This is a genomic window from Citrobacter sp. XT1-2-2, assembly GCF_023516235.1.
GTDB classification, from domain to species: Bacteria; Pseudomonadota; Gammaproteobacteria; order Enterobacterales; family Enterobacteriaceae; genus Citrobacter; species Citrobacter werkmanii.
In genome coordinates this window covers 4,374,147-4,386,869 of the sequence record NZ_CP097324.1, presented here as the reverse complement: position 1 = coordinate 4,386,869, position 12,723 = coordinate 4,374,147, and the positions used below count along the sequence as shown (strand labels likewise).

At 52.5% G+C, this 12,723-nt stretch carries 17 protein-coding genes; 5 read left to right on the top strand and 12 right to left on the bottom strand.

Annotated elements, in window-relative coordinates; translation table 11 throughout:
• Positions 1-64: 64 nt before the first annotated feature.
• The 4 genes from ridA to pyrL all read right to left on the bottom strand — a co-directional run bounded on the left by ridA (position 65) and on the right by pyrL (position 2,076).
• Positions 65-451 (bottom strand): 2-iminobutanoate/2-iminopropanoate deaminase, encoded by a 387-nt coding sequence (gene ridA, locus M4I31_RS20890; protein WP_000047544.1) that lies wholly within the window; start codon positions 449-451, stop codon positions 65-67.
• 76 nt (positions 452-527) lie between these two features.
• Positions 528-989, bottom strand: coding sequence for an aspartate carbamoyltransferase regulatory subunit (gene pyrI, locus M4I31_RS20885; protein WP_069324772.1), 462 nt, complete (start codon positions 987-989; stop codon positions 528-530).
• Positions 990-1,002: 13 nt separating this feature from the next.
• The gene (pyrB, locus tag M4I31_RS20880) at positions 1,003-1,938 is read right to left on the bottom strand and encodes an aspartate carbamoyltransferase (protein WP_085048410.1); all 936 of its coding nucleotides are present in this window, start codon (positions 1,936-1,938) and stop codon (positions 1,003-1,005) included.
• A gap of 36 nt (positions 1,939-1,974) precedes the next feature.
• Positions 1,975-2,076 (bottom strand): pyr operon leader peptide, encoded by a 102-nt coding sequence (gene pyrL / locus M4I31_RS20875; RefSeq protein ID WP_003025819.1) that lies wholly within the window; start codon positions 2,074-2,076, stop codon positions 1,975-1,977.
• Between pyrL and M4I31_RS20870 the strand changes: the two genes are divergently transcribed.
• Complete coding sequence (locus M4I31_RS20870) at positions 2,056-2,178, top strand: hypothetical protein (protein ID WP_087857458.1); 123 nt, start codon at positions 2,056-2,058, stop codon at positions 2,176-2,178. The genes pyrL and M4I31_RS20870 overlap by 21 nt on opposite strands.
• On the opposite strand, the gene M4I31_RS20865 is transcribed toward M4I31_RS20870, so the two are convergent.
• The 5 genes from M4I31_RS20865 to arcA all read right to left on the bottom strand — a co-directional run bounded on the left by M4I31_RS20865 (position 2,175) and on the right by arcA (position 7,481).
• On the bottom strand, positions 2,175-2,654 hold the full coding sequence (locus M4I31_RS20865) for an arginine repressor (protein WP_038636746.1): 480 nt from the start codon (positions 2,652-2,654) through the stop codon (positions 2,175-2,177). The two genes, M4I31_RS20870 and M4I31_RS20865, sit on opposite strands and share 4 nt — an antisense overlap.
• Before the next feature lie 144 nt (positions 2,655-2,798).
• Positions 2,799-4,202, bottom strand: coding sequence for a YfcC family protein (locus tag M4I31_RS20860; protein WP_038636748.1), 1,404 nt, complete (start codon positions 4,200-4,202; stop codon positions 2,799-2,801).
• Positions 4,203-4,257: 55 nt separating this feature from the next.
• The gene (gene argF, locus M4I31_RS20855) at positions 4,258-5,262 is read right to left on the bottom strand and encodes an ornithine carbamoyltransferase (RefSeq protein ID WP_085048409.1); all 1,005 of its coding nucleotides are present in this window, start codon (positions 5,260-5,262) and stop codon (positions 4,258-4,260) included.
• Between the two features lie 56 nt (positions 5,263-5,318).
• Positions 5,319-6,251, bottom strand: coding sequence for a carbamate kinase (gene arcC, locus M4I31_RS20850; RefSeq protein WP_038636753.1), 933 nt, complete (start codon positions 6,249-6,251; stop codon positions 5,319-5,321).
• 9 nt (positions 6,252-6,260) lie between these two features.
• Complete coding sequence (arcA, locus tag M4I31_RS20845) at positions 6,261-7,481, bottom strand: arginine deiminase (protein WP_085048408.1); 1,221 nt, start codon at positions 7,479-7,481, stop codon at positions 6,261-6,263.
• 672 nt (positions 7,482-8,153) lie between these two features.
• On the opposite strand from arcA, the gene M4I31_RS20840 reads away from it, so the two are divergent.
• Complete coding sequence (locus tag M4I31_RS20840) at positions 8,154-8,606, top strand: YhcH/YjgK/YiaL family protein (RefSeq protein ID WP_038636759.1); 453 nt, start codon at positions 8,154-8,156, stop codon at positions 8,604-8,606.
• 108 nt (positions 8,607-8,714) lie between these two features.
• On the opposite strand, the gene argF (M4I31_RS20835) is transcribed toward M4I31_RS20840, so the two are convergent.
• Together argF (M4I31_RS20835) and M4I31_RS24140 are read right to left on the bottom strand one after the other, a co-directional pair.
• Positions 8,715-9,719, bottom strand: a complete 1,005-nt coding sequence (gene argF / locus M4I31_RS20835) for an ornithine carbamoyltransferase (RefSeq protein ID WP_085048407.1) — start codon at positions 9,717-9,719, stop codon at positions 8,715-8,717.
• Positions 9,689-9,784, bottom strand: a complete 96-nt coding sequence (locus M4I31_RS24140; protein WP_371924008.1) for a hypothetical protein — start codon at positions 9,782-9,784, stop codon at positions 9,689-9,691. Before M4I31_RS24140 ends, argF (M4I31_RS20835) begins: the two co-directional genes overlap by 31 nt.
• A 98-nt stretch (positions 9,785-9,882) precedes the next feature.
• Between M4I31_RS24140 and rraB the strand changes: the two genes are divergently transcribed.
• The 3 genes from rraB (at position 9,883) to M4I31_RS20820 (ending at position 12,116) form a co-directional block, all read left to right on the top strand.
• A complete protein-coding gene (gene rraB, locus M4I31_RS20830; protein WP_005134179.1) occupies positions 9,883-10,308 on the top strand; it encodes a ribonuclease E inhibitor RraB in 426 nt (141 codons plus the stop codon).
• Positions 10,309-10,359: 51 nt separating this feature from the next.
• The gene (gene miaE / locus M4I31_RS20825) at positions 10,360-11,118 is read left to right on the top strand and encodes a tRNA isopentenyl-2-thiomethyl-A-37 hydroxylase MiaE (RefSeq protein ID WP_085048406.1); all 759 of its coding nucleotides are present in this window, start codon (positions 10,360-10,362) and stop codon (positions 11,116-11,118) included.
• Between the two features lie 167 nt (positions 11,119-11,285).
• Positions 11,286-12,116 (top strand): hypothetical protein, encoded by an 831-nt coding sequence (locus M4I31_RS20820; RefSeq protein WP_038636769.1) that lies wholly within the window; start codon positions 11,286-11,288, stop codon positions 12,114-12,116.
• A gap of 26 nt (positions 12,117-12,142) precedes the next feature.
• Here the strand turns inward: M4I31_RS20820 and M4I31_RS20815 are convergent, their stop codons facing one another.
• Positions 12,143-12,646: a GNAT family N-acetyltransferase gene (locus tag M4I31_RS20815; RefSeq protein WP_038636772.1), complete on the bottom strand. Its 504-nt coding sequence runs from the start codon at positions 12,644-12,646 to the stop codon at positions 12,143-12,145.
• Positions 12,647-12,723: the final 77 nt, after the last annotated feature.

The following is a 12,723-nucleotide window of genomic DNA, read 5'->3' as shown; positions in this document are numbered from 1 at the left end:
CGGGCCTACAAACTACGCTTGCATAGGCCGGATTACGCGAAGCCGCCATCCGGCACAAGGTGGTTTAGCGACGAACGGCGATCGCTTCAATCTCGATTTTCACGTCTTTCGGCAGACGAGCAACTTCCACGCAAGAACGCGCCGGGAAGGTCGCGTTGTGCTCGGTGAAGAACGCTTCGTAGGTGGCGTTGACGGTAGCGAAATCGTTCAGGTCTTTCACGAAGACGGTCGTTTTAACGATGTCGCCCACTTTCAGACCTGCTGCTTCAACGATAGCTTTTACGTTTTCCAGCGACTGACGCGCCTGAGCGGACACGTCTTCCGCTACGGCGCCGGTTTTCGGATCGACCGGGATCTGACCGGAAGTGATTACCATGCTACCCAGGTCAACACCCTGTACGTATGGGCCGATTGCTGCTGGTGCATTTTCCGTCGCGATAGTCTTGCTCATGATTTCTCCTGAATTACAGCGGTAATAGAATGTTCCCACTCATTATAGGGAGCAGGGATCTCATAACCAACCCTAATTAGTTGGCCAGCACCACATAATGCGAAAACTCTTTTTCACAGTATTTGCATTTGAGTGCGATGTCATCAGCACGCTTTTTCACTGCAAAACTGGAAGAAACCGGCTCAGCATGACTGATGCAGTTGCTGTTCGGACACACCAGCACGTTGTCGATGCGCTCTGGCAGACTCGGACGTGATTTACCCACCACGTCGTAATTATCAATGCGGTTCACCGTTGCCTGCGGCGCGTACAGAGAGAGCTGGTTGACCTGCTCGTCGGTCAGGAAGGTATTTTCAATTTTAATCAGGTCCTTACGACCCATCTCACCGGACGGCAGATTCAGACCGATGGTGATTCGCTGGTCGGTTTCTGTCAGCTTGAACAGCGTCAGCAATTTAAAACCAACCTGTGCGGGAATATGGTCAATCACGGTGCCACGTTTGATGGCTTCAACCTGCAGTTTGTTATCGTGTGTCATCTCTTTTTCTCCCTTACAGTGCCAGTTCGCTATTCAGTACCAGTGCCAGTAACGCCTGGCGGGCGAAGATGCCGTTGCCAGCCTGCTGGAAATACCAGGCGTGCGGCGTCTTATCGACGTCGGTGGTGATTTCATCAATACGCGGCAGCGGATGTAGTACCTTCATATTGGCTCTGGCGCCGTTCAGGTCGCTGGCGCGCAGGACAAACTGTGCTTTCACGTTGGCGTATTCGGATGGGTCCAGACGCTCTTTTTGTACGCGGGTCATGTAGAGGATATCGACTTCCGCCATCACCTCTTCGATAGTGCCATGCAGGCTCCAGGCGATGCCCTTTTCAGTCAGCATATCCAGAATGTACTGCGGCATGGCCAGCGCATCCGGGGCGATGAAGTAGAAGCGGTTGCCTTCAAACTTCGCCAGCGCCTGGGTTAAAGAGTGGACGGTGCGGCCATATTTCAGATCACCCACCATGGCGATTTGCAGATTGTCCAGGCGGCCCTGTGTCTCCTGAATGGTAAACAGATCCAGCAGCGTTTGGGTTGGATGCTGGTTAGAGCCGTCGCCCGCGTTAAGAACCGGAACGTTACCAGAGAATTCTGTTGCCAGACGCGCGGCGCCTTCCTGCGGATGACGCATGACGATGGCGTCGACATAGGTGCTGATGACGGAAATGGTGTCAGCCAGCGTTTCGCCTTTTTTGCCCAGAGACGTGTTGCTGCTGTCAGAGAAACCTACCACGCTGGCGCCCAGACGGTGCATAGAAGTTTCAAAGGATAGACGGGTGCGGGTGGACGCCTCAAAGAAGCAACTGGCGATGACCTTATGCTTTAACAGCTCCGGTTGTGGGTTCGCTTTTAATTTCGCCGCCGTTGAGAGGACCAGATTGAGGTCATCGCGGCTGAGGTCGTTTATGGAAATGATGTGTTTTTGATAGAGCGGGTTAGCCATGTTTATCTCCTGACGCCTGGGCAAAAAAAAAGCCCCTCAATTGAGGGGCTCGGAATGGGTGATCAACGGAAAGAAAAACGGCAGGCCAGCGTCCTTTTTCAGACGCGGTAAGACAAAATGTCGTACACACTGAACCATACATCCTCCCGGCAAATTGTCCGCGATTATACTCAGCTACGTTATGGGATCAAGCGAAAAATGCACGATTTATTCATCGCAAACGGTTCTTCTGAATTTTAATTCATTTTAAAGAGATAATTAATCTGCTTGTGAACCAGGCCCGTTCGCTGCACGACGCGCGGCGCGACCCAGACGATACTGCTGCCGGCAATGACGCCCAGAATTTCCGGCAAGGCGTGATAATCGAGGATTCTGGCAACCGCGCGACCATATCCTGCAGCGGTGTGAATGAGGATAAACTCGCTATTGTGTTCTATGCTGACCACCATTTCAGCGATCGATCGCGCCGCATCAGGAGCGGGTCGTGACTGAGGATTGACAGAATAAATTTTTTGCCCTTTTGTATTTCTTATTTTTATGGCCCCAAGCAACTTCAGCAAACGAGACACCGTCGACTGACTAATACTGGTAAAGCCGTGGCTTTGCAGATCGCGGCGCAGCGCTTCCTGGGACAGGTAGCTTTTTTCGCTAATCAGGCGCTGACACATCGCCAGCTGTTTTTGCTCTTTGGCAGAGTAATCATCGAATTCCTTCATAAAATCACCTTATATTTCTTATCTGTATCAATGCGATGGCGAAATTCACCACATTTGCAGTATCAATAACGGCTCAAACGGGCGGTTGTGCAGAAAAACGAGAGAACGATCAAAAAAGCCGTCGGATACCGACGGCTAAAAGAGCTACAGCATCGCGCCGATACTCAGGACGACCATGTTCAGTAACGTCAAAATAAGCAGTAACGGAGCGACCCATTTCAGGTAACGCACATAGGGAACGCGCGCGATGGCCAGCCCCCCCATCACAACCGCAGAGGTGGGCGTAATCAGATTCACAATGCCGGAAGCGGATTGATACGCGGTGACGACCAGATCCCTCTGTACATGCGCGAAGTCGGCCAGCGGGGCCATAATGGGCATGGTGAGGACCGCCAGCCCAGAGGACGATGGGACCAGGAAGGAGAGCAACACTTCCAGCCAATAGGTCACATTGATGAAAATGGTGGTGGAAAGGCCGGAGACTATATTTTCGGCGCTGTGCAAAATGGTGTGAGTGATCATGCCGTTATCCATCACCACGACGATGCCGCGCGCAATACCGATAATCAGCGCCACGCCAAGCAGATCCCGCGCACCGTCAATGAACGTACTGGTAAATGCCTCTTCACTCATGCGGGCGATTACGCCGACGATAATCGCAGCAGCCAGAAAGACTGCGGATATTTCTGCCATCCACCATCCGAGTACCGCCACCCCATAGATCATTACCGCAAAGGCGGCGGCGAAAATCAGCAGGATCCATTTCCGCGTTGCCGTGAATTCCAGATTGGTATTGGCGCGACTACCGAGAAAATGGGCGCGGTTTTCCTCCATTTTATCCGCCACGATAGACAGCTCAGGATGGCTGCGAACTTTCCGGGCATAGCGCATGACCCACACCACGCAGATCACATAGCCGACGACCAGCAGCAGAATGCGCATCAGCATTCCCTGGGTGAAGGGGATCCCGGCCGCGTTGGCAGCGATAACCGTTGCGAACGGGTTAATGGTCGAACCGAGTGTGCCGATACCTGCGCCGAGCAAAACGGTCGCAGCAGCGACCAGTGGATCAAAGCGGGCCGCCATCATTACCGGGACGAGCAGCGTGTAAAAAGGTAGCGACTCTTCCGCCATCCCGTAAATCGTACCGCCGGCGGCGAAAAGTCCCATCAGGATGGGGATCATCCACTCTTCTTTGCCGTTAAGCCTGACCGTTACGCGTTCGATACCGGCGTCAATGGCGCCCGTTTTATTTACCACGCCGAGAAAACCGCCGATGATCAGGACAAACAGCGCCACATCAATGGCGCCGGCGGTGTAGGTCTCGTGATTATAAAGACCGTCAATTGGCGCCAGCAGTACAGCGGTAATGCCTTGTGGATGCGCCTCTGTGGGGGCATAAGTCCCGGCAACCGGCACTTCTTTACCCAGGGTCGCATTCATCGCCATCTGGTATTTCCCTGCCGGGACAATCCAGGTCATAACAGCGACGAGTGCAATAAGAATAAACAGGATGGTATACGCGCTGGGAAATTTGAATTTGCCCATGATGTTCTCCGGATAGCTCGGGCATATGCCGTCAGGCGACATATGCCCGCAGGGGTTAGTCGCCGAGTGTCGCTACCATGACCGCTTTAATGGTATGCATCCGGTTTTCTGCTTCGTCGAAGACGATGGAGTGTGCTGACTCGAACACCTCTTCCGTGACCTCAAGCCCTTTCAGGCCGTAAGCCGCTTCGATTTCACGCCCAACTTTGGTGTGTTCGTTATGGAAGGCGGGCAGACAGTGCATAAATTTCACATTGGGGTTGCCGGTTGCGTTGATGACTCGCTGGTTAATCTGGTAAGGCGTCATCAGGCTTACGCGTTCTGCCCATGCCTCTTTGGGTTCGCCCATGGAGACCCAGACATCGGTATAGAGGAAATCCACGTCGTAAACGCCTTCCTCAACGTCCTCCGTGAGCGTAATGCGCGCGCCTGTCACGCTGGCGATTTCACGGCATTCGGCAACCAGCGTCTCATCCGGCCAGAAGGATTTAGGGGCGACGAGGCGGATGTCCATCCCCATTTTCGCCGCGCCAACCATCAGCGAATTACCCATGTTATTGCGGGCGTCACCGAGGTAGGCGAAGCTCAGTTCAGGTAAGGTTTTGCCCGGCGCGTGTTCCAGCATGGTCATCAGATCCGCAAGGATCTGCGTAGGGTGAAATTCGTTGGTCAGTCCGTTCCATACCGGCACACCGGCGAACTGCCCCAGTTCTTCGACGATCTCCTGGCCATATCCGCGATATTCGATGCCGTCGTACATGCGGCCTAACACGCGGGCGGTATCTTTCATCGATTCTTTGTGACCAATCTGTGAGCCGCTTGGGCCGAGATAGGTCACCTGCGCGCCCTGATCAAAAGCGCCAACCTCAAAGGCGCAGCGGGTGCGGGTTGAGGTTTTTTCGAAGATGAGCGCGATATTTTTACCGACCAGCGTCTGTCTTTCGCGTCCGGCCTTTTTCGCCGTTTTTAATTCGATAGCCAGATCGATCAGGTACTGGATCTCTGCCGGGGTATAGTCGAGCAATTTAAGAAAATTGCGATTTTTTAAGTTAACAGTCATCAGAATGTCCTTATGTAGGCCGGATAAGGCGCAGTCGCCCATCCGGCAAAAATGGGTCATGCGTCGTAAGCAATGGTTTCGGGCCGAATCAATGTGCCTTTCTCTCCCGAGAGAATGGCCGGACCGTCGGCCAAGGAGCCGATGCCTGCTATCCCCTGGCATTGAGAGACAAAATTCGCGCAGGCGGTAACTTTCGGCCCCATAGAACCGGCGTCGAACTGCATCTCGCCGAGTATTTCGGGGGTGACCTGAGCCAGAGGGCGCTGGGTGGGTTTGCCCCAGTCGAGGTACACCGCGTCGGCATCGGTCAGGATGAGCAACGCATCAGCATGAAGCTGGCTGGCGAGCAGGGCGGCGGAGAGATCTTTGTCGATCACGGCTTCAATGCCGTGGTAGCCATCGGCTTTTTCCACGACCGGCACACCGCCGCCGCCATTGCAGATGACCAGATGATCGCGGGCGATCAACGCCTGGATCGCGTCACTTTCAACAATACGTTTGGGCTGCGGAGAGGGCACAACGCGACGGAACGCTTTACCATCGGCTTTGAAAACCCAGCCTTTTTCCACCTGTAATGCACTGGCCTGGGTTTGGTCGTAAATGGGCCCGATATATTTGGTGGGATTGCTGAAGGCTGGATCGTGGGCATCGACTTCAACCTGCGTCAGCAGGACGCTAATTTCTCGCTGTGGAAGCTGGTTTTTCAGCGCCTGTTGCAACATATAGCCAATCATTCCCTGACTTTCCGCGCCGAGAATGTCGAGCGGATAGGGGGTGACGCTGGCGTAAGCGCTGTTTTGTAACGCCAGCAGTCCAACCTGTGGGCCATTGCCGTGTACCAGAATCACACGCCACTGTTGCGTAAGCCGGGCGATGGTTTTTGCCGCCAGCTCAATATTCTTACGTTGGATGTCTGCTTCCAGCGGCTCGCCGCGTTTGAGCAGCGCGTTGCCGCCCAGAGCCACAACCAGGGTTGGTTTATTTTCCATGACGTCTCCTTAAATACCGTCGCGTTCCAGCGGGCAGCTCATGCAGCGCGCGCCGCCGCGTCCGCGTCCAAGTTCGTCGCCAGGAATGGGTAAAACGGTGATGCCGGCTTTGTCGTATTTCTCGTTGGTCCAGATATTGCGCTCGTAACCCACAACAACGCCGGGGCGTAGCGTCAGGACGTTGTTGGCGTCATTCCACTGTTCACGTTCGGCTTCGAAGGCGTCACCTCCGGTAGTAATCAGGCGAATTTGATCGAGCCCCAGCGCTTTTTCCAGGGCATGGATCAGCGTACTTTCCTGCGTCCGTTTCAGGCCGCCGCGCCCGTCTGGCGTCAGAGTCCAGCACTGCACGTCGGGGCGCACCACTTCCGGGTAGACAGAGAAGGTATCGATATCGATGTGGGTCATCACGGTGTCGAGATGCATACAGGAACGATGCTTAGGCAGTTCGACCGCGATGACGCGCTCTGCCTGGCGATGCTTGAAGAGTGACTGGGCAAGGAACTCGATTCCCTGTGGCGTGGTGCGCTCAGACATGCCAATAAGTACCGCACCGCGACCAATGACCAGCACATCTCCACCTTCTAATGTGGCGTGGTCGTAATTAATATTTTCATCACCGAAATATTTAATAAATTCACCATCGGCGAATTGCGGGTGCCAACGGTAAATCGCCCGCAGATTATTAGTTTCTCGTTGCCGGGCAGTTTTAGCCATCGGATTAATCGACACGCCGTTATATATCCAGCAGGAGGTGTCGCGGGTAAATAAATGGTTGGGCAATGGCTTCATAATAAAATCATTAATATCATGAGTATCCACCACCATATTTTTTATAGAGGCAGGGATTTCGCCATAGGTCAGCCCGCCGCTTAAATGCCGTGCCAGTTCCCGGTGCTGCATGTCCGCAAGCCAGGCGCGGACATCGGCGGCGAAAGTGGGTCCAAGGCGATAATCAGAAATTTGCGTATCCAGCAGCCAGCTTTTAGCGTCGGGAATATCCAGGGTTTGTGTTAATAAATCAGTGAGTAACAGAACCTCAATTCCCTCCTGGCGCAGCGTGTTGGCGAAAATGTCGTGCTCTTCACCTGCACGTTCTACCGAAAGCACATCATCAAAAAGCAGCTCCTGACAATTGGATGGCGTCAGCCTTTTTAAGCTGAGATTAGGGCGATGCAGCATCACGCTACGTAATTGACCGATTTCAGAACCGACATAATGCTTTTCCATCATTATTCCTTTAATACGATTTTAAAAAATAAAGAGGAGATGGCTGCAAATGCAATTTATTGCAGTCATGATTTTTCAGCTGATTTCAGAATCTATATTTAGATCTTATTTGATACGGAAACGTGATTTGTTTCACAGTCGGTTCGATATTTGAATTTGCTTTCCTAATATATGAGATGGCTCTGAGATTTTAAAAAATAATAAATACAATAACTGAATTGCTACGCATGAATATGTCTTGTTATTTATCTATGTTAATTTTATGTACATTTTTAAAAACATATACACTTAATAATCAATTGATTTTTATGTGTTTTTTATTATGAGGTGAATGTTTATGCGGTTCTGTGATTCTATTATTTGTACGGGACAGTTTATTGCCAAATAAATATGGTGGCGAACAAAGCGAGTGGGGGAGGTGTGAATTGTGATCGACGGCTGGGTTTTATCATAACACTTTCAAAACCAGCAAGTTACCAGCAAAGAGAAAAATGAGAGGGTAAGAGTTATGCAGTGTTTATGCATAACCTGATGCGTTAGGTTAACAACTATCTAACATTATCAGCGATAAACATGCGTTGCCGCAAAATATCGGTAATTAGGAGTGGTATGGCAGGCCGTTTTTTCGTATAACAACAAAAATGAAACGATGTTTTAATTAAGGGGTTTGAGATGATTGTCGGCAATATTCACAACCTGGGTGCCTGGCTGCCGGAAGAGCTGCGTCAGGCGATTGAGCACATTAAAACGCATGTTACGGATGCGACGGAAAAGGGTAAGCATGATATCGATGGCGATCGCCTGTTTTATCTGATTGCCGAAGATATGACGGAGCCGTTTGCACAGCGCCGTGCCGAGTATCATGCCCGCTATCTGGATATTCAGATCCTGCTCAAAGGGCAGGAAGGCATGACCTTCAGTACGCAGCCTGCGGGCGCGCCGGAAACTGACTGGCTGGCGGATAAAGACATTGCCTTCCTGCCGGAAGGGGCACAGGAGAAAACGGTGGTGCTGAACGAAGGTGACTTTGTGGTGTTCTATCCGGGGGAAGTGCATAAACCGCTGTGCGCAGTCGGCGCTCCGGCGTTGGTACGCAAAGCGGTGGTGAAATTGCGGGTGGAATAAGCGTGTTTGCCGGGGGGGCAGCTTCGCCTTGCCCGGCCTACGGGAGCGCGGTTGTAGGCCGGATAAGATGCTGAGCATCGCCATCCGGCATTCTTTTCATTCATGCCCTCACTTCGCTAATGTCGCCACCATTACCGCTTTAATGGTGTGCATCCGGTTTTCCGCCTGATCAAATACGATGCTGGCGGGTGACTCAAAGACGTCGTCGGTCACTTCCATCCCGCCGTGCAAACCGTACTGTTGCGCCATTTGTTTGCCAAGCGTGGTTTGATCGTCATGGAACGCGGGCAGGCAGTGCAGAAATTTAACCTGCGGATTGCCGGTGAGCGCCATCATCGCGCTGTTTACCTGATATTTGCGCAGCAGCGCAATACGCTCGGCCCACTTCTCTTTCGCTTCGCCCATTGACACCCATACGTCGGTGTAGATGAAGTCCGCACCTTTTACGCCCGTGGCGACATCTTCTGTCAGCGTAATATTGCCACCGTTTTTCTGTGCCAGCGCTTTGCATTCTGCCACCAGACTCTCATCCGGCCAGCAGGCCTGCGGTGCAACCAGACGCAGATCTAACCCGGTTAACGCGGCGGCTTCCAGCATCGAATTGCCCATATTGTTACGGGCATCGCCGGTGTAGACTAACGTCATCTCATTAAATGCTTTACCCGGCAGGTGTTCCTGCATAGTTAACAAATCCGCCAGTAACTGGGTGGGATGAAACTCGTTAGTTAATCCATTCCACACCGGTACCCCGGCATATTCCGCCAGCGTTTCCACTACTTCCTGACCGTGACCCCGATACTGAATACCGTCGTACATGCGGCCGAGTACGCGGGCGGTATCTTTAATCGACTCTTTATGCCCAATCTGGCTGCCGCTTGGCCCGAGATACGTTACGCGAGCGCCCTGATCGTATGCGGCAACTTCGAAAGAGCAACGAGTACGAGTCGAGTCTTTTTCGAAGATGAGCGCGATATTTTTACCGGTGAGTTGAGCGACCTCGGTGCCGTTTTTCTTATCTGCCTTGAGCTGCGTGGCGAGCTTGAGCAGTGACGTGAGTTCAGCAGAGGTGAAATCAAGCAGTTTCAAAAAGTGCTTCTGATAAAACGTAGACATGGTTTCCTCACATGGCCTAAGCCATTTATTGAATTAAAATTCAATTTATATGGATGTTTATTCATTTGCAACCTTGTTTAACAAATCTTTCCTGGAAAGGTGGAGGCAATGACAGCGGTATGTGACAATAAGAGTATCGGCAGGACATTATGAGGAACGAGCCATGGCAAACCCGGAACTACTGGAAGAGCAGCGTGAAGAAACACGCTTGATTATTGAAGAGTTACTCGAAGATGGCAGCGATCCAGACGCGCTGTACACTATCGAGCATCACCTTTCCGCGGACGACTTTGAAACCCTGGAAAAAGCGGCAGTAGAAGCCTTCAAGCTGGGTTATGAAGTGACCGAGCCGGAAGAGCTTGAAGTCGAAGAAGGCGACACGGTTATTTGTTGTGACATCCTCAGCGAATGCGCCCTGAATGCCGAGCTGATTGACGCTCAGGTTGAGCAACTGATGAACCTGGCTGAAAAATTTGAAGTGGAATACGACGGTTGGGGCACCTATTTTGAAGACCCGAACGGCGAAGAAGGCGAAGATGGCGACGATGAAGACTTCGTCGACGAAGATGATGACGGCGTGCGTCACTAAGTCATCTGCTGACCTGCGGTAGCCCAGGCTGCCGCAGGCCAAGGACAACGTATGGATTACCCGCAAATACTCTCCCCGATCCACAACTTCCTGCAATGTAAAACGCCTCAGGCCTGGCTTGATAAAGCGCGAGACCCGGTGAATCTGCCGCTGTTACTGACCGATCACCTCGTCTGCGAACTGAAAGCGGCGCAAACGGCAATGCTGCTGGTGCGTAAGTATGCCGCGGATAAACAGGGATCGCAGGCGCTGCTGGACTGGCTAAAACCCTATGAAGCCTTTGCTTTCAGGGAAGGGGATGAGCCGGATTTTATCGCGCTGAATAAACAGATAAGCAAAAGCGTTATGCCGCAAACCGACGACCCGTGGGGACGAAAGCTTATCGACAGCATGGTGTTGCTGATCAAAGAAGAGCTGCATCACTTCTCGCAGGTACGCGAGGCGATGACGATCCGCAATATCCCTTACATCAAAATTACCGCCAGTCGTTACGCCAAAGGTATGCTCAAAGAGGTTCGCACCCACGAGCCGCTGACGCTGATCGACAAGCTGATTTGCGGGGCGTATATCGAAGCCCGTTCCTGTGAACGGTTTGCCGCGCTGGCGCCGTATCTGGAGGCGGATTTGCAGGCGTTTTACCTGTCGCTGCTGCGATCCGAGGCACGGCACTATCAGGATTATCTGGCGCTGGCGCAGCAGGTTTCTGCTGACGATATCAGCGACCGGGTGCGGTTTTTTGGCGAAGTCGAAGCCGCGCTGATTACCTCTCCTGACGACGAGTTCCGCTTTCACAGCGGCATACCGGCTTGATTCCTTCTGTGACGCGCGCTGTTCAATCATCGCGCGTTTTACCTCTTCTCCCTTTCCGCTAGCAAAATCTGGTGGCTGGAAATCGCCCGCCGCTGCCGTAATAATCAAAATACACGAAGGGGGAAATATATCTCCTTACTTGAGATTGTTTTGCATAAGGATGGTTAATGAACTGGGCTCACGTATTGTTAGCAGGCTATATCGGGGTGGTGATTGCCATCGTCGTTGGCATGTTCCGTAAAAAAGGGTGGCTGGGCAAGATCTCTGGCGCGGTGGTCTTTGTGGTGGCGATTATTGCGTGGAATCTGTTTGATGTGCACTACCTGATCCCACGTGAAAACCCGGATTATGGTCTGACCGAAGAGCAGCAATTTGAAAAGGCGATGCTCTCTAATCCGGCGTTTCAGGTGATTAAGGAACAGGAGCCTGCGCTGACGCAAAAAATAATCAGCCAGGCAGCGCAGATGAAAAAAGCAGGGAGCAGTGAACAGCAGGTTATCGACGCGATACAGCCGCAGATTCTTCAGTTGCAAATGGCACGATTGCAGCAAGCTCCTGATGCCAATGTCATTGAATATATGAAAATTAATCTTGAGCAGATCGCCGCCGTGGCCAAAATAGGTGATGACGAATGCTTCCGCTTCCTGTTTCCGGCGGTAAAAGGTGGGATTAACCCGGCACGTCTTGTTCCGCGTGAGATCATGGATCGTCGTATGGCGAGTGACATGAGCATGATGTACGCCTCTCACGGACCGAAAAAACATACGGTTACGGCAGAGGAAAAGCAACTGGCGCTTCAGGACCTGCAAAGCATCAGCCCTGGCCTGGTACAGCGCTATGGACCGGATATTCAAATCATGGCCGATCCGACTAAAGCTGTCGGCAAAGAGAAGATTGCCTGTGAGATAGTGCAGGATCTCTGGTCACAGGTGTTGAAGCTGCCGACCGCGCGTTCGGCCGGCGTGATTCGTCTGATGCTTTCGGCTGAGATGCAGTAAGGTCAATATGGCCCCTCGGCGTAAGGTCAGAGGGGCTTTAACATCCGCACTTCACAATCCACGTGCCCGGTACAGCCCAGCGCTTCGCTGATGTGCTCAAAGCCTAAATGTTCATACAGGCGAATAGCCTCGGTCAGAAACGCGGTCGTTTCCAGATAGCACTGCTTAAAACCCTGCTCACGGGCGTGATCCAGCGCCATCAACGCCAGCTTTTTCGCCAGCCCCTGGCCGCGTACGCTCGACAGGAAATACATCTTCTGCAGCTCGCAAATGTCCGGCTCGCTACAGCCTAACGGCGCGACGCCGCCGCCGCCCACCACCTGACCATTCTGCTCAACGACCCAATAGGCTGCGCCCGGCTGGCTGTAAACCTGGAACAGTTCATCCAGATTTGGGTCGGCCACGGTATAGCCTTTATCAGCGGTAAGCCCGTATTCGGCGGAAACCTGGCGGATAACGCGGGCGATGGCGGCGTTATCGTCGGCGGTAAGACGACGCAGCGTCGCAAAGACAGGGGTAGTAACACTCATAGCGAACTCATGACAGAAACGTGGAACATATGCAGTTAATAACACTGCGGGGAGGGGAAGTGCAAGCGATGATAATT

Coding starts and splice junctions, on each gene's coding strand:
- M4I31_RS20870 (WP_087857458.1), top strand. CDS start 2,056: ATGTCGTACACACTGAACCATACATCCTCCCGGCAAATTGTCCGCGAT.
- arcA (WP_085048408.1), bottom strand. CDS start 7,481: ATGGAAAAGCATTATGTCGGTTCTGAAATCGGTCAATTACGTAGCGTG.
- argF (WP_085048407.1), bottom strand. CDS start 9,719: ATGTCTACGTTTTATCAGAAGCACTTTTTGAAACTGCTTGATTTCACC.
- M4I31_RS20865 (WP_038636746.1), bottom strand. CDS start 2,654: ATGAAGGAATTCGATGATTACTCTGCCAAAGAGCAAAAACAGCTGGCG.
- M4I31_RS20840 (WP_038636759.1), top strand. CDS start 8,154: ATGATTGTCGGCAATATTCACAACCTGGGTGCCTGGCTGCCGGAAGAG.
- argF (WP_085048409.1), bottom strand. CDS start 5,262: ATGACTGTTAACTTAAAAAATCGCAATTTTCTTAAATTGCTCGACTAT.
- pyrI (WP_069324772.1), bottom strand. CDS start 989: ATGACACACGATAACAAACTGCAGGTTGAAGCCATCAAACGTGGCACC.
- ridA (WP_000047544.1), bottom strand. CDS start 451: ATGAGCAAGACTATCGCGACGGAAAATGCACCAGCAGCAATCGGCCCA.
- pyrB (WP_085048410.1), bottom strand. CDS start 1,938: ATGGCTAACCCGCTCTATCAAAAACACATCATTTCCATAAACGACCTC.
- M4I31_RS20820 (WP_038636769.1), top strand. CDS start 11,286: ATGAACTGGGCTCACGTATTGTTAGCAGGCTATATCGGGGTGGTGATT.
- M4I31_RS24140 (WP_371924008.1), bottom strand. CDS start 9,784: ATGAATAAACATCCATATAAATTGAATTTTAATTCAATAAATGGCTTA.
- arcC (WP_038636753.1), bottom strand. CDS start 6,251: ATGGAAAATAAACCAACCCTGGTTGTGGCTCTGGGCGGCAACGCGCTG.
- M4I31_RS20860 (WP_038636748.1), bottom strand. CDS start 4,202: ATGGGCAAATTCAAATTTCCCAGCGCGTATACCATCCTGTTTATTCTT.
- rraB (WP_005134179.1), top strand. CDS start 9,883: ATGGCAAACCCGGAACTACTGGAAGAGCAGCGTGAAGAAACACGCTTG.
- M4I31_RS20815 (WP_038636772.1), bottom strand. CDS start 12,646: ATGAGTGTTACTACCCCTGTCTTTGCGACGCTGCGTCGTCTTACCGCC.
- miaE (WP_085048406.1), top strand. CDS start 10,360: ATGGATTACCCGCAAATACTCTCCCCGATCCACAACTTCCTGCAATGT.
- pyrL (WP_003025819.1), bottom strand. CDS start 2,076: ATGGTTCAGTGTGTACGACATTTTGTCTTACCGCGTCTGAAAAAGGAC.